At 43.9% G+C, this 25,219-nt stretch carries 25 protein-coding genes; 16 read left to right on the top strand and 9 right to left on the bottom strand.

Annotated elements, in window-relative coordinates; genetic code table 11:
- Positions 1 to 20: 20 nt before the first annotated feature.
- The 9 genes from WA381_RS08155 (at position 21) to WA381_RS08115 (ending at position 5,411) form a co-directional block, all read left to right on the top strand.
- Positions 21 to 431 (top strand): thiol-disulfide oxidoreductase DCC family protein, encoded by a 411-nt coding sequence (locus tag WA381_RS08155; RefSeq protein ID WP_014976711.1) that lies wholly within the window; start codon positions 21 to 23, stop codon positions 429 to 431.
- Between the two features lie 117 nt (positions 432 to 548).
- Positions 549 to 914 (top strand): DUF7674 family protein, encoded by a 366-nt coding sequence (locus WA381_RS08150; RefSeq protein ID WP_044583858.1) that lies wholly within the window; start codon positions 549 to 551, stop codon positions 912 to 914.
- A 131-nt stretch (positions 915 to 1,045) separates the two neighbouring features.
- Positions 1,046 to 1,429 (top strand): ClpX C4-type zinc finger protein, encoded by a 384-nt coding sequence (locus WA381_RS08145; RefSeq protein ID WP_014976713.1) that lies wholly within the window; start codon positions 1,046 to 1,048, stop codon positions 1,427 to 1,429.
- Positions 1,430 to 1,712: 283 nt separating this feature from the next.
- Positions 1,713 to 2,165, top strand: coding sequence for a DUF3291 domain-containing protein (locus WA381_RS08140; RefSeq protein WP_014976714.1), 453 nt, complete (start codon positions 1,713 to 1,715; stop codon positions 2,163 to 2,165).
- Positions 2,166 to 2,327: 162 nt separating this feature from the next.
- Positions 2,328 to 2,597: a hypothetical protein gene (locus tag WA381_RS08135; RefSeq protein WP_014949705.1), complete on the top strand. Its 270-nt coding sequence runs from the start codon at positions 2,328 to 2,330 to the stop codon at positions 2,595 to 2,597.
- Positions 2,598 to 2,989: 392 nt separating this feature from the next.
- A complete protein-coding gene (locus WA381_RS08130) occupies positions 2,990 to 3,844 on the top strand; it encodes an acyl-CoA thioester hydrolase/BAAT C-terminal domain-containing protein (protein ID WP_156086481.1) in 855 nt (284 codons plus the stop codon).
- Positions 3,845 to 3,870: 26 nt separating this feature from the next.
- The gene (locus tag WA381_RS08125; RefSeq protein WP_156086482.1) at positions 3,871 to 4,239 is read left to right on the top strand and encodes an MmcQ/YjbR family DNA-binding protein; all 369 of its coding nucleotides are present in this window, start codon (positions 3,871 to 3,873) and stop codon (positions 4,237 to 4,239) included.
- 13 nt (positions 4,240 to 4,252) lie between these two features.
- The gene (locus WA381_RS08120; protein ID WP_156086483.1) at positions 4,253 to 4,630 is read left to right on the top strand and encodes a DUF3703 domain-containing protein; all 378 of its coding nucleotides are present in this window, start codon (positions 4,253 to 4,255) and stop codon (positions 4,628 to 4,630) included.
- Positions 4,620 to 5,411, top strand: a complete 792-nt coding sequence (locus WA381_RS08115; RefSeq protein ID WP_156086484.1) for a PhzF family phenazine biosynthesis protein — start codon at positions 4,620 to 4,622, stop codon at positions 5,409 to 5,411. Before WA381_RS08120 ends, WA381_RS08115 begins: the two co-directional genes overlap by 11 nt.
- Before the next feature lie 157 nt (positions 5,412 to 5,568).
- Here the strand turns inward: WA381_RS08115 and ggt are convergent, their stop codons facing one another.
- Both ggt and WA381_RS08105 read right to left on the bottom strand, forming a co-directional pair.
- Positions 5,569 to 7,326, bottom strand: a complete 1,758-nt coding sequence (gene ggt / locus WA381_RS08110) for a gamma-glutamyltransferase (protein WP_014979475.1) — start codon at positions 7,324 to 7,326, stop codon at positions 5,569 to 5,571.
- Between the two features lie 14 nt (positions 7,327 to 7,340).
- Positions 7,341 to 8,105, bottom strand: a complete 765-nt coding sequence (locus WA381_RS08105; protein WP_231506488.1) for an enoyl-CoA hydratase — start codon at positions 8,103 to 8,105, stop codon at positions 7,341 to 7,343.
- Between the two features lie 111 nt (positions 8,106 to 8,216).
- On the opposite strand from WA381_RS08105, the gene rrtA reads away from it, so the two are divergent.
- A complete protein-coding gene (rrtA, locus tag WA381_RS08100; protein ID WP_156086486.1) occupies positions 8,217 to 8,807 on the top strand; it encodes a rhombosortase in 591 nt (196 codons plus the stop codon).
- A 185-nt stretch (positions 8,808 to 8,992) separates the two neighbouring features.
- Here the strand turns inward: rrtA and WA381_RS08095 are convergent, their stop codons facing one another.
- A complete protein-coding gene (locus tag WA381_RS08095; RefSeq protein WP_156086487.1) occupies positions 8,993 to 11,488 on the bottom strand; it encodes a S9 family peptidase in 2,496 nt (831 codons plus the stop codon).
- A gap of 177 nt (positions 11,489 to 11,665) precedes the next feature.
- Between WA381_RS08095 and WA381_RS08090 the strand changes: the two genes are divergently transcribed.
- Positions 11,666 to 12,220, top strand: coding sequence for a glutathione peroxidase (locus WA381_RS08090; protein ID WP_014949715.1), 555 nt, complete (start codon positions 11,666 to 11,668; stop codon positions 12,218 to 12,220).
- Between the two features lie 170 nt (positions 12,221 to 12,390).
- Here the strand turns inward: WA381_RS08090 and WA381_RS08085 are convergent, their stop codons facing one another.
- Positions 12,391 to 12,993, bottom strand: coding sequence for an FMN-dependent NADH-azoreductase (locus WA381_RS08085; RefSeq protein WP_039225536.1), 603 nt, complete (start codon positions 12,991 to 12,993; stop codon positions 12,391 to 12,393).
- Between the two features lie 239 nt (positions 12,994 to 13,232).
- Between WA381_RS08085 and WA381_RS08080 the strand changes: the two genes are divergently transcribed.
- Entirely contained in the window at positions 13,233 to 15,698 is a 2,466-nt protein-coding gene (locus WA381_RS08080; protein ID WP_156086488.1) for a CHRD domain-containing protein, read from the top strand.
- A 110-nt stretch (positions 15,699 to 15,808) separates the two neighbouring features.
- On the opposite strand, the gene WA381_RS08075 is transcribed toward WA381_RS08080, so the two are convergent.
- Both WA381_RS08075 and WA381_RS08070 read right to left on the bottom strand, forming a co-directional pair.
- Entirely contained in the window at positions 15,809 to 17,050 is a 1,242-nt protein-coding gene (locus tag WA381_RS08075) for a cystathionine gamma-synthase family protein (RefSeq protein WP_156086489.1), read from the bottom strand.
- Between the two features lie 97 nt (positions 17,051 to 17,147).
- On the bottom strand, positions 17,148 to 17,783 hold the full coding sequence (locus tag WA381_RS08070; RefSeq protein ID WP_156086490.1) for a 1-acyl-sn-glycerol-3-phosphate acyltransferase: 636 nt from the start codon (positions 17,781 to 17,783) through the stop codon (positions 17,148 to 17,150).
- Positions 17,784 to 18,024: 241 nt separating this feature from the next.
- On the opposite strand from WA381_RS08070, the gene WA381_RS08065 reads away from it, so the two are divergent.
- From WA381_RS08065 to WA381_RS08050, 4 genes are all read left to right on the top strand, one after another.
- Complete coding sequence (locus tag WA381_RS08065; RefSeq protein WP_156086491.1) at positions 18,025 to 18,807, top strand: NRDE family protein; 783 nt, start codon at positions 18,025 to 18,027, stop codon at positions 18,805 to 18,807.
- A gap of 147 nt (positions 18,808 to 18,954) precedes the next feature.
- The gene (locus WA381_RS08060; protein WP_156086492.1) at positions 18,955 to 20,145 is read left to right on the top strand and encodes an amino acid aminotransferase; all 1,191 of its coding nucleotides are present in this window, start codon (positions 18,955 to 18,957) and stop codon (positions 20,143 to 20,145) included.
- Positions 20,146 to 20,431: 286 nt separating this feature from the next.
- Entirely contained in the window at positions 20,432 to 22,597 is a 2,166-nt protein-coding gene (locus WA381_RS08055) for a S46 family peptidase (RefSeq protein WP_069944444.1), read from the top strand.
- Positions 22,598 to 22,695: 98 nt separating this feature from the next.
- Complete coding sequence (locus WA381_RS08050) at positions 22,696 to 22,947, top strand: hypothetical protein (protein ID WP_156086493.1); 252 nt, start codon at positions 22,696 to 22,698, stop codon at positions 22,945 to 22,947.
- 105 nt (positions 22,948 to 23,052) lie between these two features.
- Here WA381_RS08050 and WA381_RS08045 read toward each other — a convergent pair whose 3' ends face one another.
- The 3 genes from WA381_RS08045 to WA381_RS08035 form a co-directional block, all read right to left on the bottom strand.
- Complete coding sequence (locus WA381_RS08045; RefSeq protein WP_049589157.1) at positions 23,053 to 23,511, bottom strand: YaiI/YqxD family protein; 459 nt, start codon at positions 23,509 to 23,511, stop codon at positions 23,053 to 23,055.
- A gap of 25 nt (positions 23,512 to 23,536) precedes the next feature.
- On the bottom strand, positions 23,537 to 24,298 hold the full coding sequence (locus tag WA381_RS08040; protein ID WP_014949725.1) for an SDR family oxidoreductase: 762 nt from the start codon (positions 24,296 to 24,298) through the stop codon (positions 23,537 to 23,539).
- 76 nt (positions 24,299 to 24,374) lie between these two features.
- A complete protein-coding gene (locus WA381_RS08035) occupies positions 24,375 to 25,142 on the bottom strand; it encodes an SDR family NAD(P)-dependent oxidoreductase (RefSeq protein WP_069944445.1) in 768 nt (255 codons plus the stop codon).
- Positions 25,143 to 25,219 lie beyond the last annotated feature (77 nt).

Raw genomic sequence — 25,219 nt, 5'->3', positions numbered from 1 at the left:
TTATATCGCGGGATAGTTCGATGGAAGACAAGGACTTAGTTATTTACGATGGGGTGTGTAACTTCTGTAATGGAGCAGTTGCCTTTATTTTGAAGCGCGACAAAACTGAACGTTTTATATTCTCACCAATGCAATCAGAATATGCTCAAGAAGTTATCGAACGTTACAAAGTTGATACTGTAGGTGTTGATACTTTTATGTTAGTTAAGAACGGAAACGTTTTTCTTTGGTCTGACGCTGCACTAGAAATCGCAAAAGACTTAACTGGGTTCTGGTTTTTATTCGGTGTAACTAAAATCTTGCCGCGTTCTTTTAGAGACTTCTTCTACAGAATTTTTGCTCGCAACCGTATTAAGCTTTTCGGTGGTACAAAGCATTGTCAAATACCCGATAAAAAGGTCGTAGGGAGGTTCAGAGGTCTTGCGATGTAACAAACAAATAAAGCCGTTCCCGTTGGTCACTAGAAGGCATATATGCGGGGCAGCTTCGCCATTATGCTCAGCGCATATGCGCCTCTTAGCTTAATGTTAGAAGCTTCTGAGAAATCAATGGCTAAATCAGAAATAAGACAATTGTTAAAAGAGATACGTACTAAATTTCCTGACGTTGTGCCTCTTATGGAAAAACATGAAAATTGGGCACTCACATTTCTAATGGAAGAGTTCGCAAATTTGACAACCATTTTGTTTAACCAAGGTAATTTAGAAGAAGCATTAGAACAGTTGCTGTACATAAGCGAAAAACTAGATACTGCAACCGAAGCAGAATTCGAGTACATAGATGTATATTATACAGAGCACTTATTTTGGAAAGGTACCAAAGAAGGTATTGAACGTGGCTGGCCTCTGGTACCAGATAATCTCAAAAAACTGTACTTGGACTTTCATGGTAAAGCCCCTAACGTGGTGATTTAAAGATGCACGCACCGAACAATGGAATAAACTCGCTCGCAAATTCCCTAGGAACCATACATGTGGGCTGCTTCACATTTTAGCCCACGTGCTACAGCCCTCTATCTGGGTACTTTTTGTTTACAGGAGTAAGGATGAAGTCTTGTAGAATTGAAATCAATGGATTGGAAGCTTTTGACGTGGGTGCGAATATCGAAGATGCTCTAGAGATTCGAATTGAAAAGCTACAAAACTCAGAATCATTTGTTTTAAGTGTCACCTCATTCAGTGTTGGCGACACGCATACGCAAGATTGGGGGTTACATCAATTATCAGAAAACGATGTTATCCAACTATGCTTGGGTAACAGCTGTACTATCAAGCCTACCGAATACGAACCTTTCAAAAAGGAATCTTCGCTTTTAGTTTGTAGCTTTTGCGGAAAATCACGACAAGAAGTAACCAAGCTCATAACAGGTAAAGATGGTGCTATCTGTAACTTTTGTGCTGACACAGTTTATTCCATTGCAAACGAGTGAATGTAACTAGGCACTTAGTGTCTTGTGCAATAAGAGGTTTAGGTCAATGAAAAGGAATCTTTTAACTTTGTTTTTTGTTTTCGGGTGCCAATGTGCTGAACTGGCATCTGAGCAGACTGCTCAAGCAACTGTTTTAAAATTGGAGCTAACTATTCGTTTTCTCCATTCAAAAGTACGTTATTTGGAAAATGCGTAAACTAATTCCAAGACAGACACTTCAAAGTACTAGACCTAGTCTAACTTTATAAAACGCGTTCTCTAAGTTAAAAGTCAAGGAGACAATATGCATCTCGCTCAATTGAATATTGGAAAAGTCAGGTTTAACTTGGAGTCCCCCGAAATGGCGGACTTTGTAAATAACTTAGACCCTATCAACGCCATTGCTGAACAAAGTCCAGGATTTATCTGGCGTTTGAAAGACGAATCAGGTGATGCCACTAATATAGAGGTAGAAAATACCCCAGATATCATTGTTAACATGTCTGCTTGGGAAAGCGTAGAGTCCCTTAAGAACTTCATGTTCAAGACGCATCACATTGATTTCCTTAAGCGTAAAAAAGAGTGGTTTTTGCCCTTAAGCGAAGCATCTTATGTGCTTTGGTGGATACCGAAGGGTCATATTCCAACCCTTCAGGAAGCTATCACTAAATTAGACCATCTTCGGGAAAATGGAGAATCTCAGGATGCATTTAGTTTTAAAAGTAGTTACCCCAAGCCTGAATTGGAGAATCATTGATGTTTCCAAGGTCAGAAGGCAAACTAGTAAGGAGCTCGAACTGGCCGTTGAAATACGTAAGCACGGATCCCGACACGTAGATTCTAATTTTCGCACACGAGTTTCACATCTTAGATGGCTGCCGTGTTCTCTATTAGATAGTTTAATAAGAAAGGATATTTTATGAACTTATCGTTTTTACTTGTACTTTTTATCTCTTTTTTCACAATAAATATCCTACCTTGGGTTCTAGCACTTATATCTAAAAAGGCTTCTGGTAATAACAAGGTCATCTGGTTCTTGATGTCGTTTTTATTATCATGGCTAGGCTTTATCGTTTATTACTATCTTGTGATTAAGCCAGAATGGAAAGCTGAGTTAGAAAGAAAAAAATCAAAAAGAATACTCAGAAATGAAAATGGAATGCCTATTAAAATGTATGAGCAATCTTAAGGTGAAAATTGACACGCATTTTATCAACGCTTATATGTAGATGAACACTAGTGATAGCCTAAATCTATATTTTGAAAATTTACGAAGGAACGACAATGCCTATAAAAAAATGGACTTTACAATACCTAGTCGCATTTCCCTTGCTGGCCACTACTTTTTCCAGTGTTCAATACTTTAAAGGCCAGTCTTTTTCCTACTCTCTTGAATTCGGGGTTACATGGGCTTTTATATCCATTTCTATATTTGCAGCTCGCCGCATTTACAATTTTAAAAAGCGGATCCATTGCGAAATATGCAACGATATACAAAATCATAAGACCATTGAATAATCGAACGCGCTATTTCAGTTGAGTACTCAACCTTAACTTTATGTTAAAAAAACGGGTAAAAAAATGAAAACACAAACCTTACTTATCTACTTTTTCTTTTCCTTGCTAGTCTCTTTCTCGTGTGAAGCCTCTACGCGCTCGCTAAAAATAGAAGATGATGGTTTTGTTGCTACGTATTACTCTTCAGAGTCACAAGAACGTAAAGTTGGCGTTTTAGTGCTTGGAGGATCCGAAGGCGGCGTGCCAGAAAAGCTCGCTAGTCCAATCGTTGAAGCGGGATTCCCTACCCTAGCTTTAGCTTATTTTAAGGAAGAAGGCTTACCACCAGAGTTAGAGAGAATACCTCTTGAATATGTAATTCAGGCTATGTCGTGGTTAAAATCACAACCCGAAACCACGCCGGACAACATTATTGTAGTTGGCTGGTCGAAAGGCGCTGAACTGTCACTTCTTCTAGCGTCAAAAGAACCAAGTATTTCAAATGTGGTTGCTATTGCGCCTAGCTCTGTTGTTTGGGCAGGTATTTTGAAAGATTGGAGTAAAGTGCCTGGTTCCAGCTGGACTTACGACGGGCAAGACGTAGCGTTTGTTCCTTTCAACCCGTCGGGTGAAGTTAATGGTTTGCTAGATCTCTATACGCAATCTTTAGAAAATCGAGCAGACAACGGTAAAGCTAATATTCCTGTACAGAAAATCAGCGCCGATGTTGTGTTAATGACTGGCGAAAACGATGAAATTTGGCCCTCGCCTACTATGGCTGAAACAGTTTGTGAAAAAATGAATGCGCGCACTAAACAGAAGTGTAAGCACATAAACTACCAAGGGGCAGACCACTTGCTTAACTACGAGTTCTTAAAAGAGGGTAGCGATATGAACCAAACCTTTATTAAGATGCTTACTAATCACAATAACCACTAGTCAGCTTCTTCAATAAATAGAATCATATGACCATTGATGAATTCAATCACTATTGCAAAGCACTCCCCCACACTACTCACGTCGTTCAGTGGGGGAATTCAGAAGTATGGAAAGTAGGTGGTAAAGTCTTTGCTATAGGGAGCATTAGCAAGGAAGGACACCCTGCTTTTACCTTTAAAACATCTGAGCAAAACTATTATTTTCTGGAAGAAAAGCTTGGCTATAGGCCTGCGCCCTATCTCGCTAGTCGTGGAATGAAATGGATACAACAGTACAATTGCGACAGTAACGAAGATGAGGAATTAGAATATTATTTAAGCGCATCTTATAAACTAGTATCGTTAGGGTTAACCAAGAAAATGCAAAAAGAGCTTGGTTTAAATCAACCTCAATAAAGGTGCTTACACCATGTTCAAAGCAAAAGGCTTTACGCGCAATATTCGCCCTTATGTAGAAGCTGAACTAGCGCTAGCTGATAGAAAGCAAAACCAAAACAGCCAAAAGTGTGCTTTTTCACACTTAGAAAATGCCCACGTTCTTGGTCAAGCCTCTACAAGGCTACACGTTAAAGTACACGTTCAAATGCTTTTATGGGCAGTGAAACAAGGCAATATTGGTGAGTTTTTTGGTCAACTTTTCAGAATTGCGGGCGCTGCCACAAAAACTGTTTTTGGGCTAGTACCTCATGGAAATACAGGTGGCGCTAACGTTAGCCCATTTAAGGCAATGCCAATTAAACCAGACTTAAATATGATCATAAAAAAAGCGCGTTCGAATGAAAATTAAAATTAACGTTGTCGATGCATTTACTAATGTAAGGTTTAAGGGCAATCCTGCTGCAGTAGTTATAACGGGTAAATGGCTTAGCGATGAAAAAATGCAAGAAATCGCTGCTGAAAATAACCTTTCAGAAACCGCCTTTTTAGTTGAAGATGATAATGGCGTATTCGCTATACGTTGGTTTTCCCCCTTGACGGAAATCGACTTCTGTGGCCACGCAACGCTGGCATCCGCGTTCGTAATCTTTAGCGAAAATTACCAATTACCGCATATTTCTCTATTCGCCAAGTCGGTTGGGATGATGAAAGTCGTTAAGAAAAACGACGGATTCATTCAAATGGACTTCCCCAATAGAATGCCTCACCCAGTCAACGATGTGCCTGAAGCGTTACTACAAGGGCTTTCTATCAAGCCCAAAAATATTTTAAAAAATAACCAAGCTTACTTTGCTGTTTATTCTGACGAAGACGACGTTTTAAGCGTAATTCAAGACAGCGAGCAGCTTAAATCACTCGCCCCCTATGATGTGGTAGTGACAGCGCCTGGTACGCAATTTGACTTCGTATCCCGTTACTTCTGGCCTGCGAACGGCGGTGATGAAGACCCGGTTACCGGTTCAATCCACACTGGGCTAGCGCCTTATTGGGCAAAAGTATTTGGACGATCAAAACTTATGGCTTATCAGGCATCTAAACGAGGCGGCACATTAAAATGTGAGGTGGCAGGTGACCGCGTGCTTATTTCTGGCCAAGCGGTGTCTTACCTTGAAGGTTATATTAATATTTGATGGTTGATTGCCTTACACGAACTAGTCGATAAAAGATAACTCTTCTCTCGAGTGTTACCGTCCGCCTCAAACAAAAAAGCGGAAGATATCTAACCTTCCGCTTTCACTCACTCAACAGCGCATTGCTGCATCTAGTTTTAACTAGGCAAACGCCAAATTAGCGCCCTACTGCAATGCCTTCTCTGCGAGGATCTGCGCCGCCAATTAATTTACCTGATTTAAACTGAATGCCATGAAGACCGCTGTTTAAATCCACTACTTTAACGTTATGGCCGAGTGCCTTTAACGGCTCTTCAAGCTCAGCTATTGGTGTGCCCTTCTCTAACGCCGTATAGTCGTTTCGATTAGTAATTTTAGGAAGATTGATGGCTTGCTGAATATCCAAGCCAAAGTCTAAAACTCCAATTAGGGTTTGAGCGACGTAGCTTACAATTCTAGAGCCGCCCGGCGAGCCTACAACAACCTCTAAGTTCCCTTCTTTGTCGAACACCATTGTTGGGCTCATAGCACTTCTAGGGCGCTTACCAGGCTCTACGCGATTTGGTACTGGAAAACGGTTTTTGGTTGGTGAAAATGAAAAGTCGGTAAGCTGATTATTAAGCAGGAAGCCTTCTACCATAATCCCAGAACCAAACATAAATTCAATGCTGGTAGTCATTGATACTGCATTGCCCTCTTTGTCTACTATAGAAACGTGTGAGGTATTGGGCAGCTCCATTGACGTACCAAGTGCAACATTCGCATCGGCATAAGGATTACCCGCGCGTTTGCGGCGCCACTCTTTATCAACAGCAATACTCTCGGCTCGGCGCTGAAGATAAGCGGTATTAATCATGGCCGCAAACGGCAAGTTAGTAAAATCGCTATCCGCAATGAACTTCTCGCGGTCGGCATATGAAAGCGCACTTGCTTGCGTATACAGGTTGGCAAACTCTACTGAATCCGGTGCGTATTGGCTAAGGTTAAAACCTTCTAACATTTTTAGAATCTGATAAACGTTTACGCCACCTGAGCTAGGTGGTGCCATACCGCAAATGCGTTTTTCGTGGTACAGGCCACATACGGGTTCACGTTTTACTGGTTCGTAGCTTGCTAAATCTTCCAACGACATTTGGCCAGGGTTAATCTCCGCATTATTAACCGCTTCCACTATTTTTTCGGCAACGTCGCCTTTCAGTAAATAATCGCTGCCTTTTTCAGCAATACCTCTTAAGGTTTTAGCCAGCTTCTTATTTTTCTTTACCGTGCCTTCTTTTAACGGCAGGCCTGCCGGGAAGAAGTAAGTAGAGCTTGCAGGAAAAGTTTTCAGGCCAGGATGATAGTCTAATGCAACAAGTTTGGCTAAACGCGGCGATACTTTAAAGCCGTCTTCAGCTGTTTTGATTGTATCGTCGAACAGCGTATTCCAAGGCAGCTTGCCGAACTCGCCCTGAGCCATTTCTAGCGCTTTTACTGCTCCAGGCACGCCAACTGACTTACCGCCTACTACGGCATCTAACCAGCGCATTGGCTTATTACCTTCAATAAACCAATGAGAATTGACAGCTTTCGGTGCGGTTTCACGGCCGTCAAAGGTGTGAAGTACTTTGTTCTTATTATCCCAATAAAGGATAAACGCACCACCGCCAATACCTGACGATTGTGGTTCAACCAGCGAAAGCATCGATTGCACAGCTACCGCTGCGTCAATCGCGCTTCCGCCCTTTTCTAAAATATTCTTTCCCGCCCAAGACGCATAGGGATTTGCCGCTACAACCATATAATCTTCGGCTTCAAATGCCTTTTTCTCTATGTAGCCTGTTGCCGCTTCTGGTTCTCCGACTTCACGTGTTTGCTTCGCGTTCGCACCAAAAATAAAACAGCTAGATAATGCAAGAGTTACCACTGAAGCTCTGAAAAAAGCACTGCGTCTCAAAATAATACTTCCTCTTATTTAAATTTTTCGGGGTTTATTGGGCGTTTTTTAAGAAACGCATCAAACGCTTCTTGAGCTGCGGTTGTGCCCAACGCTTCTAAAAATATATCAAACTCTTCGTTCATTTGTTGGTTTGTTCGCTCTCCGTCACCTTTTAATAGCGCTTTTGTTTGTTTAAGCGAAAATGAAGGCTTGGCGACGAGTTTCTCTACCGTAGTTTGAACCGTTTGATCTATTTCGTGAGCGTCGACAATTTTTGTCAGAATACCAAATTGATAAGCATCAGCAGAGGTAAAGGGTTCGCCCAGCATTAGCCACTCTGCCGCCTTTATATGACCCGCAACCTTAGGCAAAAGATAACTTGATGCATATTCAGGAACAAGACCTAAGTTGATGAATGGTAGAACAAATCGGGTATCTGGAGTGGCGTAAACAAAATCGCAATGAAGTAAAAGCGTTGTGCCTATGCCCACTGCTAGTCCGTGAACTTGTGCAATAACCGGTAAATTACATGCAGCCAAAGCTCGCATAAAGGCAGCTGTTTCTGGCACCTGAGCGTGATCTTGTTGCTGTGCGAAGTCTCCAATGTCATTTCCTGCAGTAAAACAATCGCCCGCGCCTTTAATAACCACCACTTTGGTTGAGCCATCGTTTTTAACACCTATTATGGCATTCGCCATTTCTTGATACATGTCGCGTGTTAACGCATTTTTCTTATCGGTTCGGTTAAGTGTAATGGTTAAGCATTGCTGATTTGTTTCGGTAATAATGTAAGACATAATTACTCCTTTACTGTCGTCTTTTTGTTTTGGGCGTACTTCAGTTTTCACCCTGTAGGCAATTTCTGTATCATAGCCAGCAAATTCTAATTTCAAAAATAACTAACACTGATGATGTCACTGCCGTTTTCGCTTAAGTATAGCGCTGGTCCTTTATTTATTGCGCTATGCTCCGTTGTCGCGTTTTTCTTTGAGCCTATGTCTGGCAATTATTTGGCTTACGACAGGTACGCCATTCAAGGTCTAGAAACTTGGCGAATAGTCAGCGGCAATATCGTGCATACCAATGGCTACCACCTACTTTTAAATTTAGCAGGTCTGGCGCTATTGTGGGCCCTACACGGTGAACATTATCGCATTGGTTTGTATTTAAGAGTTTTTGTATGGTGCTGCTTAGGAACTAGTGTCGGGCTTTATTTCTTCTCTCCAGATCTAATATGGTACGCGGGTTTGTCTGGCGCATTACACGGTATTTTCGCATGGGGCGCCTGTGTTGATATAAAAGAGAAGATGAAGTCGGGCTGGTTACTACTTATTGGGTTAGCGATTAAAGTGGGATACGAGCAAATAGACGGTAGTAGTGAACAAGTTGCAAACCTTATTGACGCAAAAGTTGCCGTAGACGCGCATTTATTCGGTGCGCTTACGGGTATCGCAATCTTTTTACTTATGTTCATTACGGCGAAAAAAAATAGAAACTAGAGCGATATAGCGTCACTCTTTTTGCGCATTTTGATTTGTTAAAACAGATTAACGTGCTGAAGCAAAAAAAGAAGATTTAAAAAAAGGCCCGAATTCATTGAATTTGGGCCTTTTGCTGTATGCCTATTACTTTATGAGCAACCCAGCGCTTCTTAGACGTTAGGCGATTCAAGTAAAGGCTTTGCTTATAAGTTTTCTTCAAATAACTTATAGATACGGCGGTATTCATCAAGCCAAGAGCTTGGCTGCACAAAGCCATGTGGCTCTACCGGATAAATGGCCGTTTCAAAATCTTCTTTCTCAAGCTCGATAAGACGCTGTACCAATCGCACGGTGTCGTGGAAAAACACGTTGTCATCAACCATTGGCGCATTGATAAGCAACGGCTTTTCTAATCCATCGGCAAAATAAATTGGCGAGCTACGCTCAAACGCAATGGGGTCGATATCAGGCGTATTAAGAATATTAGCCGTATATGGCGTGTTGTAGTGGGCCCAATCGGTTACCGGACGAAGTGCTGCACCTGCCGCAAACAGATCTGGCGCAGTAAACATAGACATAAAGGTCAAGAAGCCGCCGTATGAACCGCCGTATGTGCCAATACGCTCACGATCTACATTTGCATTTTCAACAAGCCAGTTAACACCATCACGCAAATCTTGCACTTCAGGCGTACCCATTTGACGATAAATAGCGGTTCGCCAATCACGTCCGTAGCCAGCACTAGCGCGATAGTCCATATCTAGTACGACATAGCCTTGCTGCACGAGCATGCTATGGAACATGTATTCTCGGAAGTAACCAGACCACCCCATGTGGGCGTTTTGCAAGTAGCCTGCACCGTGATTAAACACTACCGCTTTATTTGGTGCCGTCTTGTCGTAATTTTCCGGTAAATATACTCGTGCGTAAATAGGTGCATCGGTATGCGACGATTCAATAGCAACGATGTTAGGCACCGCCCATGGAAGTGCATTAAAATCTGCACTGGTGCTTTGCGTGATTTGCTTTGCCGCTGATGTTTCGTTTGCTGGCTTAATGTAAAGCTCTTGTGGCTGATTCACCTTGCTATGGCTTAGCAGCAAATTTTTACCATCAGGGCTAAGTGAGTAGTCTGTCATACCATTCAAATCAGTCATGGTATCGATGGTATTGTCACTTAAATCTGCACGATAAACTTCGTAAAGCCCCGGGTGCTCCATGTTAGCTTTAAAGTAGATATAATTGTCATCGCTAGAAAGCGTTAAATCGTCAACAATAAAACGGCCGCTGGTTAGCGCGACAGGTTTCTCGCCAGGCTTTTGAACGTATAAGTGCGAGTAACCAGTATGCTCAGATTGATAGTAAAGTGTTTCGCTGTCATTTAGCCAATCAAATGCGTTGAAACGGTAGTTTACCCACGCATCGTCATGAAGCCTATGTTGGTTTTCTAGCGTTTTATTCGCTAAGTCGACCGTTGCAATCCAGCGGTCTTTGTTGTCCCACGCTTCTAGCATGACGGCAACAGCATTACCGTTTTTGTGCCAGCGAATCGAAGGCTTAGTCCAATACCAGCTTTGCAGTAAGGTAATGTCGCGCGGCAAACGATTAACTTCATAGGTCTCGCCTTTTGCCTTCGCGTTTTCTGCTTTTACGTCAGCAAGTACGTCGTCATTGTAGCCAGGCAAATTAAAGTATTTAAGTTCACTCTTCTCGCCAGTTTTCAAATTAAGCAGCCACAGTTCATGATTTACCGATTCTGCATCTGCAACACGTTGGCGTACCGGCTTCGCGGCAATACGGCTGTCTTCTTGGATATAATGCGGCATGATGTCGCTGTCATCACGAGTCGGCTTACTTTCCGTGGTTGCTACTACCGCGAAGTTACCCGCAGGTGATACGCTAATACCCGCTAGTCGATGCGACTTATCAAAGTAAAACGGCGTAGGTGCTACACTGCTGTTTTCTTTGGCCAACGCTTTTTGAGCGTCGTCTTTTTCTTGTCTGTTTTTGCGCTGTAGTTTGATGTATTCCACCAGCGACTGTTGCTGCTCGGCAATATAATCTTTAGGCGGCTCAACCGCTTTGGGTTCGTCGCTAAACTCCCAGCTCAATAATTCTTCGCGGGTGCCGTTAGATAGGTCTATAGCAATAAATTTGTTACCGCTTAACGCCATTAAGCGGCCATCAGTCATAAATGAAAGCGTTGACAGCGCATTCCCGCCACGCGCGATACGCACGGTTTCACCGTTGGTAAATTGCACATAAACACTGTCTTCAAATGAATAAGCAATTACACCATCATTTCTTACTACACGTTCGTCAAAACGATACTTGTGTAAATCTGATAATGGCGCTTTTACGGCATTTGCAGGGTTTGAGAGTTCAGCAACATAAACATCTGTTAACGCGCTATCTTGCCTTTCTTTTTCAAAAACAATTTTATCGCCATTGACCGACCACCCCATACCTTCGGGTAGCGCGCCCATCCATTGTGGGTCTGACATTATTTGCTTTAAAGTAATTTCACCATTTTTCGCGCTGTTCTGAGGCGCGACATCGGGTGTAACGGTTTGCTGGACAGTGGCAGCAGGAAGCGATGTAGACGCTGTTTGGCTAGATGGTTCGTTAGTAGTGCTTGCACATCCGCCCAACGCAAAAGTAACGCTAGCCGCGATGAGTAAAGAAGAGTATTTTTTCATTATTTTAAGTCGTTGTTATGTAAAAAACGTTAACATTATACGCAGGGCAGTTACTAATACGCTAACGTTCATCGATTTAGATAGTGAACCAAACGTAAACCATCTGCGTTTATGGTTGTGAAACTGGTCTGTCGGCCTGAACAAAATAACAAAAATTCACTGATGAGGTAAAACACTATGAAAGCGAAAGGTTTTGTACCTGCGTTGCTTGCGCTCAGCTTTTTCACGACTCCTAGCTTTGCGAGCGAGTGCCCCAGCGTACTAAAGTTCATGAAGCGTAAGCTCAACTCACAAGAAACGGTGAATTTGTGTAACGAATATGCCGGAAAGACCCTTTTAGTGGTGAACACAGCCAGCTATTGCGGCTACACGCCACAATTTGAAGGTTTAGAAGCCCTTTATAGTGACTACAAAGACAAAGATTTTGTAGTACTTGGCTTCCCGTCGCACGATTTTAACCAAGAAGATAATGATGAAGGCAAAACGGCAGAACTGTGTGAATTGACTTATGGCGTAAAGTTTCCGATGTTTGAACCAATATCGGTAAAAGGTGAAGACGCCGATCCTATGTATAGAATGCTAAAAACCGCCACCGGCAAAGCGCCATCATGGAACTTTAATAAGTACCTTATTGACAGCTCTGGTAAGCAAATAACCCACTACCCTAGTTCAACAAAGCCCACTGATCCGGCTTTTATCGCTGACATAGAGGCACTCCTCAAAAGCGAATAAAACCGCGAATATCAACGCTGCATATAGGTCACACCAAACGAGAATCTAAAAGCCGCGCATAAAAAAGCCCCGCGTAACACGCGGGGCAATCAAGCACACTCAACTTGGAACACACTTTTAGCTGAAAACATACTTCCTACGTTTTAGCTAACTGCATTAAATTAGTGTGTTTAGTTGTTGGTTAGTTCAATAATTTTTTCGCTTGCTTCAGAAAAAGCCTTGTTTGCTTGCTCTTCGCCCATGTTAAGTCCTTCAGCGTAAACGAATTTAACGTCACTGATACCAACAAAATTTAAAAAGTGTTTTAAATACGGCGTTTGCGTATCAAAGTCTGAACCTGCATACACACCACCACGCGCGGCAAAAACAGTCGCTGATTTATTTTCTAGCAATCCGACAGGACCTGTCTCGGTATACTTAAATGTTATACCAGCTCTTGCAATACGGTCGAAGTAAGCTTTTAAGCTCGATGGGATGCCAAAGTTGTACATTGGCACGGCTAGCACAATTTCGTCAGCCGCTTTTACTGCTTCAACAATGTCATCAGAGACTTTTGCCAATGCCTGTTGTGATTCATTTCGCTCAGACGTCTCAGTCATCCACGCCTGCATTTCTTCACCTGTTAAATGAGGCAGTGCCAGAGAGGCAACATCCACGCGGTTAATGTGCACAGAACCGTCATTCTCGATTTTTGAAAGATACTCGTTTGCAAGCTTTGAAGAATTACCTTGGTTGCCATTTAGGCTGGAAAATATAGCCAGAACTTTTTTCATGCCGAACTCCAATATTCGTTGTTTCGATAATATAGGGCTATATTACGGCAATCGGGTGGGATGAAAATATCAAAAACATGAAGACTTCGTTCTATTTTTTAGAACAAACTACCAAGGAACAGAGCAAATGTGAAATTATTGAAAACATTACATTACGTTAATGTTGCAAGGAGGTTGATCTTCTCTTATTTGCTCAGCGTAACCGAGTTTGCCACAACACAATTAAGAGGATACAAAATATGAGAAGGACCAAAGCGCTCCTTGCATGTTCAATATTACCACTGTTTTTAATTGGCTGCTCGGATGACGACGACGATGTCGTACAAGAGCCCACACCCGCCCCAGAATACGCAAACGTTCGAGTTGTTCACGCAGCATCAGACGCACCAATGGTAAACATCACTGCAAACGACGCCATACTCAACGATCTCGAAAGCGTTGATTACCAAGTTGCTTCATCTCGCTTCGAAGTTGAGACAGGCATGTACGATATTGGTGTTACAGGCATTCTTCCAGGTGAAAACGCTGAAGTGTTGCAAGCTGACGTTACTTTAGAAGCTGACATGAACTACGATATTTTTGCCGTAGGTAATGTTGGCGATGAGTCGTTATCGCTTTTAACAGTGACCAGTATGGAAACCGCAGTTGACGCGGGTAATGCTCAAGTACAGATTGTACATGCAGCATCAATGGCACCTATGGTTGATATTTATGTTACGGCACCAGATACAGATATCACTGCCGAGCAGCCGCTTGTTACTGCTGAATTTACTGACGCAACCGATTTAATTCAAGTACCTGCGGGTGATTATCAAATTCGTATTACACCGGCCGGTGAGACAACGGTTGTATACGACTCTGGTACGGTAAACCTTGCAGACGGTGCCGATTTGCTTATCGCTGCTACTAATAACGTAGGTACCGGCGATTCACCAGTAACATTACTGGCCGCGGACGGTGATGGAAGCTTCAAGATTTGGGATGCAGAAGCAGGTGCTGCTATCCGCGTTGTGCACGGTATCAGCGACGCACCAGCGGTTGATGTTGTAGCAAATAACGAAATAGTATTGGTGGACGGAATACAGTTCCCGCGAACCACAGACTATTTGTCTGTTGCAGCCGGTGACTATCTTATTGACGTTGTAGCCGATAGCGACAACAGTGTTTTGGCAATTGACGATGCTGAGTTGACGTTAGAAGTAGGTATGTCTTATACCGCTATCGCAAACAACGTTTTGGCTGCACCAGAACTTGATGTGCTTGTTGATATGCCCCGCTCCGTAGCGACAGAAGCGAAAGTGCGTATTGTACATGCTTCACCTTCAGCGGGTAACGTCGATATTTACGTAACCGCAGATGGTGAAATTGATGCGGTTGACCCGGCATTTGCTGATATAGCATATGAAACAGGTGACTTGGTTGAAACTGGTTATGTAAGTCTTGCTGAAGGTGATTATGTGGTCACTGTTACACCAACAGGTACCAAAACAGTAGCGATAGAAACAGGCGTTTTAACGCTTGAGAATGGTGAGATTTACACTGCTATCGCACTAGATGGCGCGATGGAAGGTGATTTACCTCAATTAGCGTTGCTTGATGGCCTAGCACCACCTCCACCAGCTTTTAATGCTGACATGACTTACAATGTAAACTTAAGTGGGTCACAAGAAGTGCCTGCCGTAACTACTATGTCTATGGCAACTGCAGTGGTCGAAATTGACGAAGACTTACCGGCGTTTAGCGTAAGTGTTGACGTATCAGGCTTAACGGATGTTACTGGTGTACACGTACACGATGGCGGCATTGGTATGAATGGTCCGGTTGCTTTCCCACTGACTGATGCTGGTAATGGTACTTATGTTCTCGCTGAAACTAATATTTCACCTAGCAACTTAGACGCGCTGACTAGCGGTGAGTGGTATTTAAATGTTCACACTACCGCTAACCCTAACGGTGAAGTGCGTGGTCAGATTGTTCCCGACACAACTGCGGTAGTAACATTCTCACTAAGCGGCAGCCAAGAGGTACCAGCAGTTGACACCATGGCAATGGGGTCTGGCTATGCGCTCTTCGACACCACAAACAACAACGTTTCTCTTGTGGCGGTAACCACTATTGAAAATGCGACTATGGCGCACATTCATACTGGGTTTGCTGGTGAAAATGGTGACGTACTTGTAGGACTTGTGGAAAGTGAAAGCACCGCTGGCGTTTGGATGACAGACGGAAGCATAGCACTAGATGAAGCCACAGCTACGCAACTACTGGCAGGTGGTCATTATGTGAATGTGCATACAGCAGCTAATACTGGTGGTGAAATTCGCGGCCAAATCACGCCTGATAATATTGAAGTGTACGGCATCATCGCAAACGGCCTACAAGAAGTGCCTGCAGTAACTACAACAGCAAGCGGCGCTGGTGCATTTACTTTGAATACATCTACAGGTGCACTGTCAGGCAGCGTTACCATTACCGGTATGACAGCAAACATGGCTCACATTCACGAGGGTGAAATGGGCGTAAATGGTGATGTTCTAATTGGACTTACTGCCGGAACCAGCGGTATGTGGTCTGTGCCAGCTAATACTACGTTAACCGCTGAGCAAATGAATGTTATGGCAGACGGAGGTCTTTACACTAACTTCCACTCAGATGCATTCCCAAGCGGTGAAATTCGTGGACAAATTACGCTAGGTTTTGACTAGTAAAAAATTGCTAAACCCATTGTGTTTCAATTATATTGAGACCCAATGAACCTAAAATAAAAAAAGGGGCAAACGCCCCTTTTTTGTGTTTCTCGACAAGAAGATTTTATCTATATGGTATTTAGCGCCGTGTCGAAATCTGCAATCAGATCCTGAGTGTCTTCAATACCTACCGAAATACGCAGCATGGTATCGGAAATACCCATTAACTCACGCTCTTCTGCCGTGTTCTCAAAATAAATAGTAGGCGCAACTGGTAGCGCTAAGGTGCGATTATCCCCTAAGTGCGTGGCGCAAATAACTAACTTCATTTCGTTTAAAAACGCCACTGGATCAGCACCGTCGATAAGGTCAAAACTCAAAATTGCGCCGTAGCCGTCGTTTAGGTATTCCCTTGCAATGAAATGCTGAGGGTGGTCGGCAAGACCTGGATAAAAGACTTTAGATACCTTGGGGTGATTATCTAGGAACGTCGCCAACTGCATAGCATTATACTGACTTCGTGATAAACGTAAATCTAAGGTTTCCATGCCTAGGGCAATGGCCGTCGCTGATTGCGGTGCCAATGTAGCGCCTAAATCGCGTAAACCTTTCTTTTTAATTTGCGTAATGCCCCACTGTGCAGTATCTGCAACCTGATAAGCCGGTTTTAGGTTACTAAACTTAGTCCAATCATAGTTACCCGTATCGATGACAGCACCACCTAAAACGTTACCGTGACCTGCAATGTATTTTGTCAGCGAGCAAAACACTAACGACGCTTTAACATCTTTAGCGTAAAAAACAGGGGGTGGCGTCATGGTGTTATCAACCATAAACAGCATGTGCTTCTCTTCGCAGAATTGACCAATGGCGTGAAGGTCGGCCACCTGTGTCACAGGGTTAGCTACGGTTTCGGTGTAAACGCCTTTTGTGTTTGGCTGGTAAGCTTCTTTGACTTGCTGAATGTCGGTCACATCTGTGTAGGTAACCTGCACACCAAAATCTTTAATGGTTTCAAAAAAGCTTCGCGTATTACCAAATAGGTATTGGCTTACAATTAAATGGTCGCCGGCTTTGAGTAAAGCAAATAACGAGCTGCTTATCGCCGCCATTCCGGTTGAGTAACATAAGGTACCCACACCGCCTTCCAGATCATTAAGCATATTTTGCAGTGCCGCCACAGAAGGTGACGATGAACGAGAATAAACATGAGCAGCTCGTTTACCTTGAAACGCATCGATGATGCCCTGCGCATCTTTAAACTCGAAAAGAACTGAATTAGACGTGCTGCTGTGAACACCACCATGTTCAGGCGTATTTAGCATGCGATCAGAATGAACCTGACGGGTTGTGAATCCCAATTTTGTCACGGGTGAAGCTCCGAAAATAGATGTTTGCGACCGAGCCGAGCGCGCACCAGTACTCTGAGTTGATACGGTTGCGTACTTACCACTTCAATAGAAATGATTATGGCTTTGTAATGCAGTTTTTAGGATATTTTGCGCAAACATTATCATAAAACGTATAAATAGTTTGCATTTGTTCATCTATGTTAGTCACTTTCTGAATAATTGGCCCCAACACAATCATCTTTCTGGCGTAGTCCAACCCAATGACTTGTATAGGAATTTCGGCTTCTCGTGCAATGTGCATAAAGCCTGTTTTCCATGGATAAATGGGGCTTCGCGTACCCTCTGGCGCTAACGCGAGTATTAATTGATCGGCTTCCTTTATCTTATTTGCTATAGACGTGACCACCCCATGCGCTTTACTTCTCTCTATAGGAATGCCGCCTAATCTTTTAACAATAGCGCCCAAAGGGGGCGCAAAGATGGTGTGCTTTCCGAAAAAATTAATGTTTAGCTTAAAGGAAAAAACCACGAACAAGCCAATAAAGAAGTCCCAGTTCGATGTATGCGGTGCTACCGCTAAAATGGCTTTTTTCTGATTGATTAGTTCACCTTCTACACGCCAGCCCCTTTTTGTCAGCACCCAAGCTGCGAACGACGACAACCAGTTGGGCCACTTGCGAGGGACATGCTCTCCAACTTTAACACTATTGGCCCGTTGAGAGTGGGTTTGAGGGTGTGAGGTTTCTGTCATTATTATTTTGCTCTGCTTACTACACTTAGGTTATCTATTTGCTAATTTATTTTCTGAGGCTTCGAAGTGGAATGCCGTAACGAAAAGCGCTTTACTTTCCATATTGTACCCGCATATTAATTAGCAGAGTAAAACGTTGGAGTGTGCGCAATTTGGCGAAGAGTAATCAAAATGGGTTTGTAACGCAATTGTTAACAATGCAGCGTTTTGAATTCTTAGAGAATATGGGCTTAATATAGCTATGTGTATTTTATTTATCGCAAACAATATGCGAGATGACTACCCGCTTATCATCGCTGCGAATCGGGATGAGTTTTACGCACGACCAACCGCGCCGTCTTCATTCTGGAAAAGCCACCCGCATTTGCTCGCCGGACAAGACTTAGAAGCTAATGGAACCTGGATGGGTGTTACGCGTAACGGATATGTGGCGGCACTTACTAATGTAAGGGACCCACACAACATCAATAAAAATGCGGTATCGCGAGGTGAATTAGTCGCCAACTGGCTGAAGCACGACTCAGTCGAAATGAAGTCTGTTGCACAATCACAATACTTGGCAACGCTAGAAAAAACGCGCCACCGATACAACGGCTACAACCTGTTATTCGGAGATATAAATTCGCTTAAGGTTTACAACAACGTAAACAATTCGACCCACATTATCGACACTGGTGTCTACGGTTTGTCTAACGCGGATATTGCCACACCTTGGCCAAAAGTCACGCAGGGCGTTACCGCATTGAACAATTATGTCACCAAACAAAAAATCATTAATGATGAAGACTTATTTGATATTTTACGTTACGACAATAAAGCTGACGATGCCTTGTTACCCGACACGGGCGTAGGCTATGAGTGGGAAAAGGCGTTGTCTTCCATTTTTATTCAATCCGAAAAATACGGAACGCGTACCTCTACACTGCTATTAGTAGATAAAAACAATACGCTGACCTGGAAAGAACGACGCTTTTCAGACAAAGGCGAAGCACAAGAAACCCGCGCTTTTTCTTTTTCAATTTAGGGTGTTTTTGAAATGAAACTTTCGTTTACGTTTTCTTTCCTCGACTAATTGAAATATTTTCAACCTTTAGGGGTCGTTTTTTCTACCATCGGTGGCATAATGCCAGCCTGCTATCTTTTGCATACCAACGTAACGTGAGGACATATCGTGTTTGAAGTATTACCCCATCTCGCCCCAGATCCAATTCTTGGCCTGTCAGCTGCTTTTCGTGAAGACACCAACCCAAACAAAATCGATTTAGGTGTTGGCGTATATAAAGATGAGCAAGGTAATACCCCTATTCTTTCAAGTGTCGCAAAAGCGCAAAAAGTGCTTTTAGATACCGAAACTAGCAAAACCTACATCACGCCTCAGGGCAACCAAGGTTTTATCGACGGTATGTTGTCTTTGCTATTAGGTAAGACTAGCCCCGTTCTATTAGCAGACCGCGTTGCAGCGGTTCAAGCTCCAGGTGGTTGCGGTGCATTGCGTATTCTTTCAGAACTACTTGCCCGTTGTAACGACAACGCTAAAGTATGGGTAAGCGACCCAACATGGGCGAACCACATTCCACTTATCGGCTCTGCGGGTCTTAAAATCGAAACCTACCCGTACTTCGATAAAGCGTCAGCAAGCATTCGCTTTGACGCTATGATGGAAACCCTTCGCAAAACTGAAAAAGGCGATATCGTTCTTCTACACGGTTGCTGTCACAACCCTACAGGTGCTGATCTTACTAATGCACAATGGGATGAAGTACTAGAAGTAGCGAAAGAGCGAGAATTCCTGCCTTTCATCGATGTGGCTTACCTAGGTTTTGGTGAAGGTTTAGAAGAAGACGCGTACGGCATGCGTTTGTTGGTAGAAAACCTACCAGAGGTTATCGTTGCAGCTTCTTGTTCTAAGAACTTTGGCCTTTATCGCGAACGTGTTGGTTTGGCTGCCATCATTACTGAAGATTCAGCAACCCGTAAAATTGCTCAGGGTCAAATTCAGTCAATCGCACGTGGCATCTACTCTATGCCACCGAGCTACGGCGGCGCGTTGGTAGACATTATCCTAGCTGACGAAGCCCTTAACAACGAGTGGGTATCTGAAGTGAACGAAATGCGCGATCGCATGAAATCACTCCGTGCAATGCTAGTTCAAAACCTTCACGATAATGGCTCGCCTAAAGACTTTAGCTTCGTAGACGACCAAAAAGGTATGTTCTCGTTCTTGTGTATTACTCCAGAGCAAGTGCGCGAAGTGCGTGAAAAGCACAGTGTGTATTTTGTTGATTCTAGCCGCGTGAACATTGCGGGCATCAACCAAGAAAACGTAGAAACACTTGCTAAAGCATTGGTATCAGTGCTTTAAGTACGAACTATTGATTCTTAAGATTCGAAAGGCAGGGTTCACACCCTGCCTTTTTTATTGCCTTCAAATTACCCGTCTTCCTATTTCTGCGATGAACGCCCCAACCACGCTGTCAGTAGCGGTTAGTCACACTTTTTAACAAATTCACGCAGTGCGCTATACGCCTTTTAGTAGGGCAAGCCGGATATAATCGTTACACTGTAACAATGTTGACGTACACGTTAACTTGGTATTTATTACGACTGACTTATAACAATGAGATTAACGACAAGAACAAGGATCACCCATGTCTAAAGTAAGTGTATTTTGTCTTTCTGCCGCGCTACTTGGCAGTGCAATGCAAGTAAATGCAAAGGAAGGCATGTTCACGCCAGAACAACTCCCTTCAATTGCCGGCGATTTAAAAGAAACAGGCTTAGCAATCCCTGCTAGTAGTATTAACGACCTAACCGCGTTTCCTATGGGCGCGATTGTTTCATTAGGTGGCTGTTCAGCATCGTTTGTCTCTGACAAAGGCTTGGCCGTTACTAATCACCACTGTGCGCGCGGCTCTGTTCAATATAACAGCACCCCAGAAAACAACTATTTAAAAGATGGTTTCCTAGCAAAAGAAATTGGTGAAGAACTGCCGGCCGCGCCGGGTACACGCATGTTCGTTACGGTCGATTTTTCTGATGTAACCGACAACGTCATTGGCGGCATCAGTGATGACGTTCAAGGCCGCGAGCGCTACGACCTCATTGAAGCAAACCGCAAAGCGTTAATTGCAGAGTGTGAGTCTGAAGCGGGCTTCCGCTGCTCTGTACCTTCGTTTTTCCAAGGCCTTGAGTATAAGCTAATTAAGCAAATGGAAATTCGTGACGTGCGCATTGCCTACGCGCCTGCTGATTCAATTGGTAAATACGGTGGTGATGTAGATAACTGGATGTGGCCTCGTCACACGGGCGACTTTTCTTTCTATCGTGCTTATGTGGGTAAAGACGGTAAACCTGCTGATTACAGTGAAGAGAACGTGCCGTTTAAACCTGAGCATTTCTTAAAAGTTTCGGCAGCTGGACTTGAAGACGGCGACTTTGTTATGGCAGCGGGCTACCCTGGCTCTACTAATCGCTATGCACGTTTATCACAAGTGTCGTACACGTTTGATTGGTTATATCCCACTTACCTTGAACTGGTAGACGCGTGGATTAAAACTATTGAAAGTGCATCTGAAGAAGGCAGCGATGCGCGTATCAAATACGAAGCATTGTTAGCGGGACTTAACAACTTCCACAAGAATACGTTGGGCCAGCTTTCTGGCGCTAAACGCGTTGGACTTGTTCCACGTCGCGCTGAGCGTGAAGAGCAACTAGCTGCATGGCTTGATAAAAACGGAAAGAGTGAAATGAAGCAAGCACTAGCCGATCTTGATGCGGTTAGTGCTGAACAAATGCAAATGAACAAGCAGAACTTCTGGTACAACAACCTAAGTCGTGCACAACTCTTGTCGTCAGCCCAAACCCTTTATCGCAATGCCATCGAAAAAGAAAAGCCGGACGCAGAACGTGAATCTGGATTTCAGGAGCGCGATCAAATTCGTCTGAAAGAAGGCGTAGAGCGTATTGAGCGTCGCTTTGATCCGGCCGTTGATCAGGCCGTTTGGCAAAAAATGATTAGTATGTACCTTGAACAGCCAGAAGAAAACCGAGTAGCCGCGTTCGATAAAGCAGTAGGCATTGATGGTGATACCGACGGAAAAACACTTCAGAAGAAGTTAAAGGCGTTTTACGACAAGACTTCATTGACTAACACTGAAGAACGTTTGAAATGGTTAACTGCAAGCCGCGCTGATTTCGAAAATAGCAACGACCCGTTCATTAAACTTGCGGTTGCCCTGTTCGATACCGAGATGGCTATTGAAGATAAGAGCAAAACGCTAAGCGGTAAAGCTGCAGCGCTTCGCCCTAAATACATGAGTGCCATTATTGAGTGGCAAAAATCTTTGGGCAGCCTTGCTTATCCAGATGCAAACAGTACGCTACGCGTCACTTACGGTAACGTAATGGGCGGCTCGCCAAAAGACGGCCTAATTTACGAGCCGTTTACTCGTCTTGAAGGTATTACCGAAAAAGACACGGGCGAGACACCGTTCGACTCACCTAAAAAGCAGCTTACGCTTATTGAGGACAAGAAATACGGCCCTTACAAGTTAGAAGCTATTAACAGCGTGCCGGTGAACTTCCTTACCGATTTAGATTCAACAGGTGGTAATTCAGGCTCAGCAACGCTCAACGCAAAAGCAGAGCTTATCGGTCTGTTGTTTGACGGTACGTTCGAGAGCGTTAATTCTGATTGGGATTTTGACCCGAAAACAACCCGTACCATCCATGTAGATAGCCGCTACATGTTATGGGTAATGGAATACGTTGACGGTGCAACAAACCTCATCGAAGAGATGACCATCGTTAAATAACCACCAAATAATGGGGTCAAATAATGGGGTCAGAGTACATTAATTGGGGGGTCAGAGTACATTTCCCCCTAATGCCTTCCGGTAAAAAGGAGATCGTTATGAGGTTACTAATAAGGCTTGTTAGTTTAGCCGTGGCTGCGTACTCGTGTTATAGCGGAGCTATAACCGGTGAATGGAAAGCATCTATCGCTATTATTTCGCTATGTGCGTTGGTGTTCCTAATTACATTTATTTCCAAGACTCGCGGCGGTACGTCGGGCTCTCAAAGCGATGGCGCCTCAGCGATATACACGCCAAGCAGTAACTCAAGCTCATCTTGTAGCAGTGATGGCGGTGGTGGAGATTGCTAAAACCCAATGGGGGTCAGAGTACTTTTTTCAGTATTTAAAGTACTCTGACCCCATTATTTTCGCTGCTCAGATCGCGCTATAGAAATGTACTCTGACCCCATTATTTTATTTGAGGTTGCGAAGGCCTTGGGTGAGGAGTCGGTCTAGTGCGTTGGCAAAGTTTTGTTTGTCACGTTGGGAGAAGGCTTTTGGACCGCCTGTGTGTTCGCCGCTTGAGCGCATGGTTTCCATGAAATCACGCATGCCCAGTATCTGCTTGATAGACGACTTGTCGTATTCTTCACCACGATTATTCAACGCTAGCGCATTTTTCGACAGTACATCTGCGGCCAATGGAATGTCATTGGTAATCACCAAGTCACCCGCTTCACACTTCTCTACTATATAATCGTCAGCAGCATCGAAGCCTGACGGCACTTGCGTTAAGGTTATGTGCTTGTCTGGTGGAACAGACATGGAATGGTTAGCCACCAAAGACAAAGGCAGCTTGGTACGCCTGGCTGCCTTAAAAAGAATGTCTTTGATCACTGCAGGGCACGCGTCGGCGTCAACCCATATATGCATGGTCGTATCTCGTAACTGTATCTAATTACGCTAGCATACCACCATCTACTACCACTGTCGTGCCGGTCGTGTAGGTTGAAGCGTCTGATACTAAATACAATACCGTGCCCGCCATTTCATCTGGGTCAGCGACACGACCTAGTGGAATAACTTTAAGTGCGTGCTTCAGGATTTGCTCATTAGTTGTTAACGCTGACGCAAATTTAGTATCGGTTAAACCTGGCAATAATGCGTTTACGCGAATGTTCAAGCTACCGCACTCTTTTGCAAATGACTTAGTCATGCTGATGACCGCAGCTTTCGTAATAGAGTAAATACCCTGCATGTCGCCTGGTGTTACGCCATTTACCGATGCCGTGTTGAGAATGACGCCACCACCCTGCTCTTTCATCATTTTTCCAGCTTCAATTGACATGAAGAAGTAGCCACGAATATTGACGTCTACAGTTTTATTGTAGGCACCAAGGTCAGTATCTAAGATATGCCCAAAGTAAGGATTGGCTGCCGCGTTGTTTACTAGAATATCCAGTTTTCCAAAATCGCGTTTAATGACGTTAAATGCTTCTGTAATTTGCTCCATCTCACCCACATGACACGCTAGCGCTGTCGCCTTACCACCTGCGTCACGAATTGAAGAAGCCACGGCTTCACAGCCGTCAATTTTGCGGCTTGATACAATTACATGCGCGCCATACTGGGCAAGCAAACGGGCAATAGACTCACCGATACCGCGACTTGCACCTGTAACCAGTGCCACTTTTCCTGTTAAATCAAAAAGGTTCTTCATTGTCATATCCTTAATTCTTGCTGATAAAGTGCTTTGTGCTTAATTTCTATTATTAACGCTTGTTGCGGTGCCTGCTCTAGGCCAACATACCACCGTCGAGTACTACGGACTGACCCGTCATGAATGACGATTCATCACTACACAACCAAGCAATGGCGTTAGCAATCTCTTCTGGTTTACCCAAACGCTTCATTGGATTTGCGCCAATAAGCCCTTTTTGGCCTCTTTCATCCAATTTTGATAAAACGCCTTGCACCATAGGGGTATCTACAAAGCTTGGACAAACAGCGTTTATGCGTATGTTCGCCCTTGCGTATTCCACCGCCGCCGATTTAGTAAGCCCCACTACCCCATGTTTTGAAGCGCTGTAAGCACTAATCATAGGCGCAGACCGCAATCCAGCTACAGAGGCAATATTGATGATGTGACCACCGCCTGTCGTCGTCATATGCTTAAGGGCGTTCTTCATGCAATACCACACGCCAGCTAAGTTGACCTGAATATTCTTCATAAACATGGCGTCATCGACTTCAGTTAGCGGAGCTGGAAAATGGTCGATACCCGCGTTATTAATAATTACGTCAATCTTGTCGTTATGAGAAAGCGCCGTGTCGAACATCGCTTTGACCTGAGCCGGTTCGGTAACATCCACTGCCACCGCATAGGCTTTGCCACCTGCAGCAACAATTTCTTCAGCCAATGTTTTGGCATTTTCTTTGTTTAGATCGGCAATACCGACTGTTGCACCACGCGCACTCAATACGCGAGCCGAAGCAGCACCGATACCCGAGCCACCACCAGTAATAAGAATATGTTTACCTTCAACATTTGCAGCTACATTCATTAGCTGTACTCCAATTTCGTGAACAAGCGCAACGCTGTTAAATAAAAGTCACTGCGCATGCTCTTTGTTTTGAATGA

This window comes from Alteromonas sp. CH_MED4-4, from assembly GCF_037029575.1.
Lineage (GTDB): Bacteria > Pseudomonadota > Gammaproteobacteria > Enterobacterales > Alteromonadaceae > Alteromonas > Alteromonas macleodii.
This window is presented reverse-complemented; position numbering and strand designations above follow the sequence as displayed.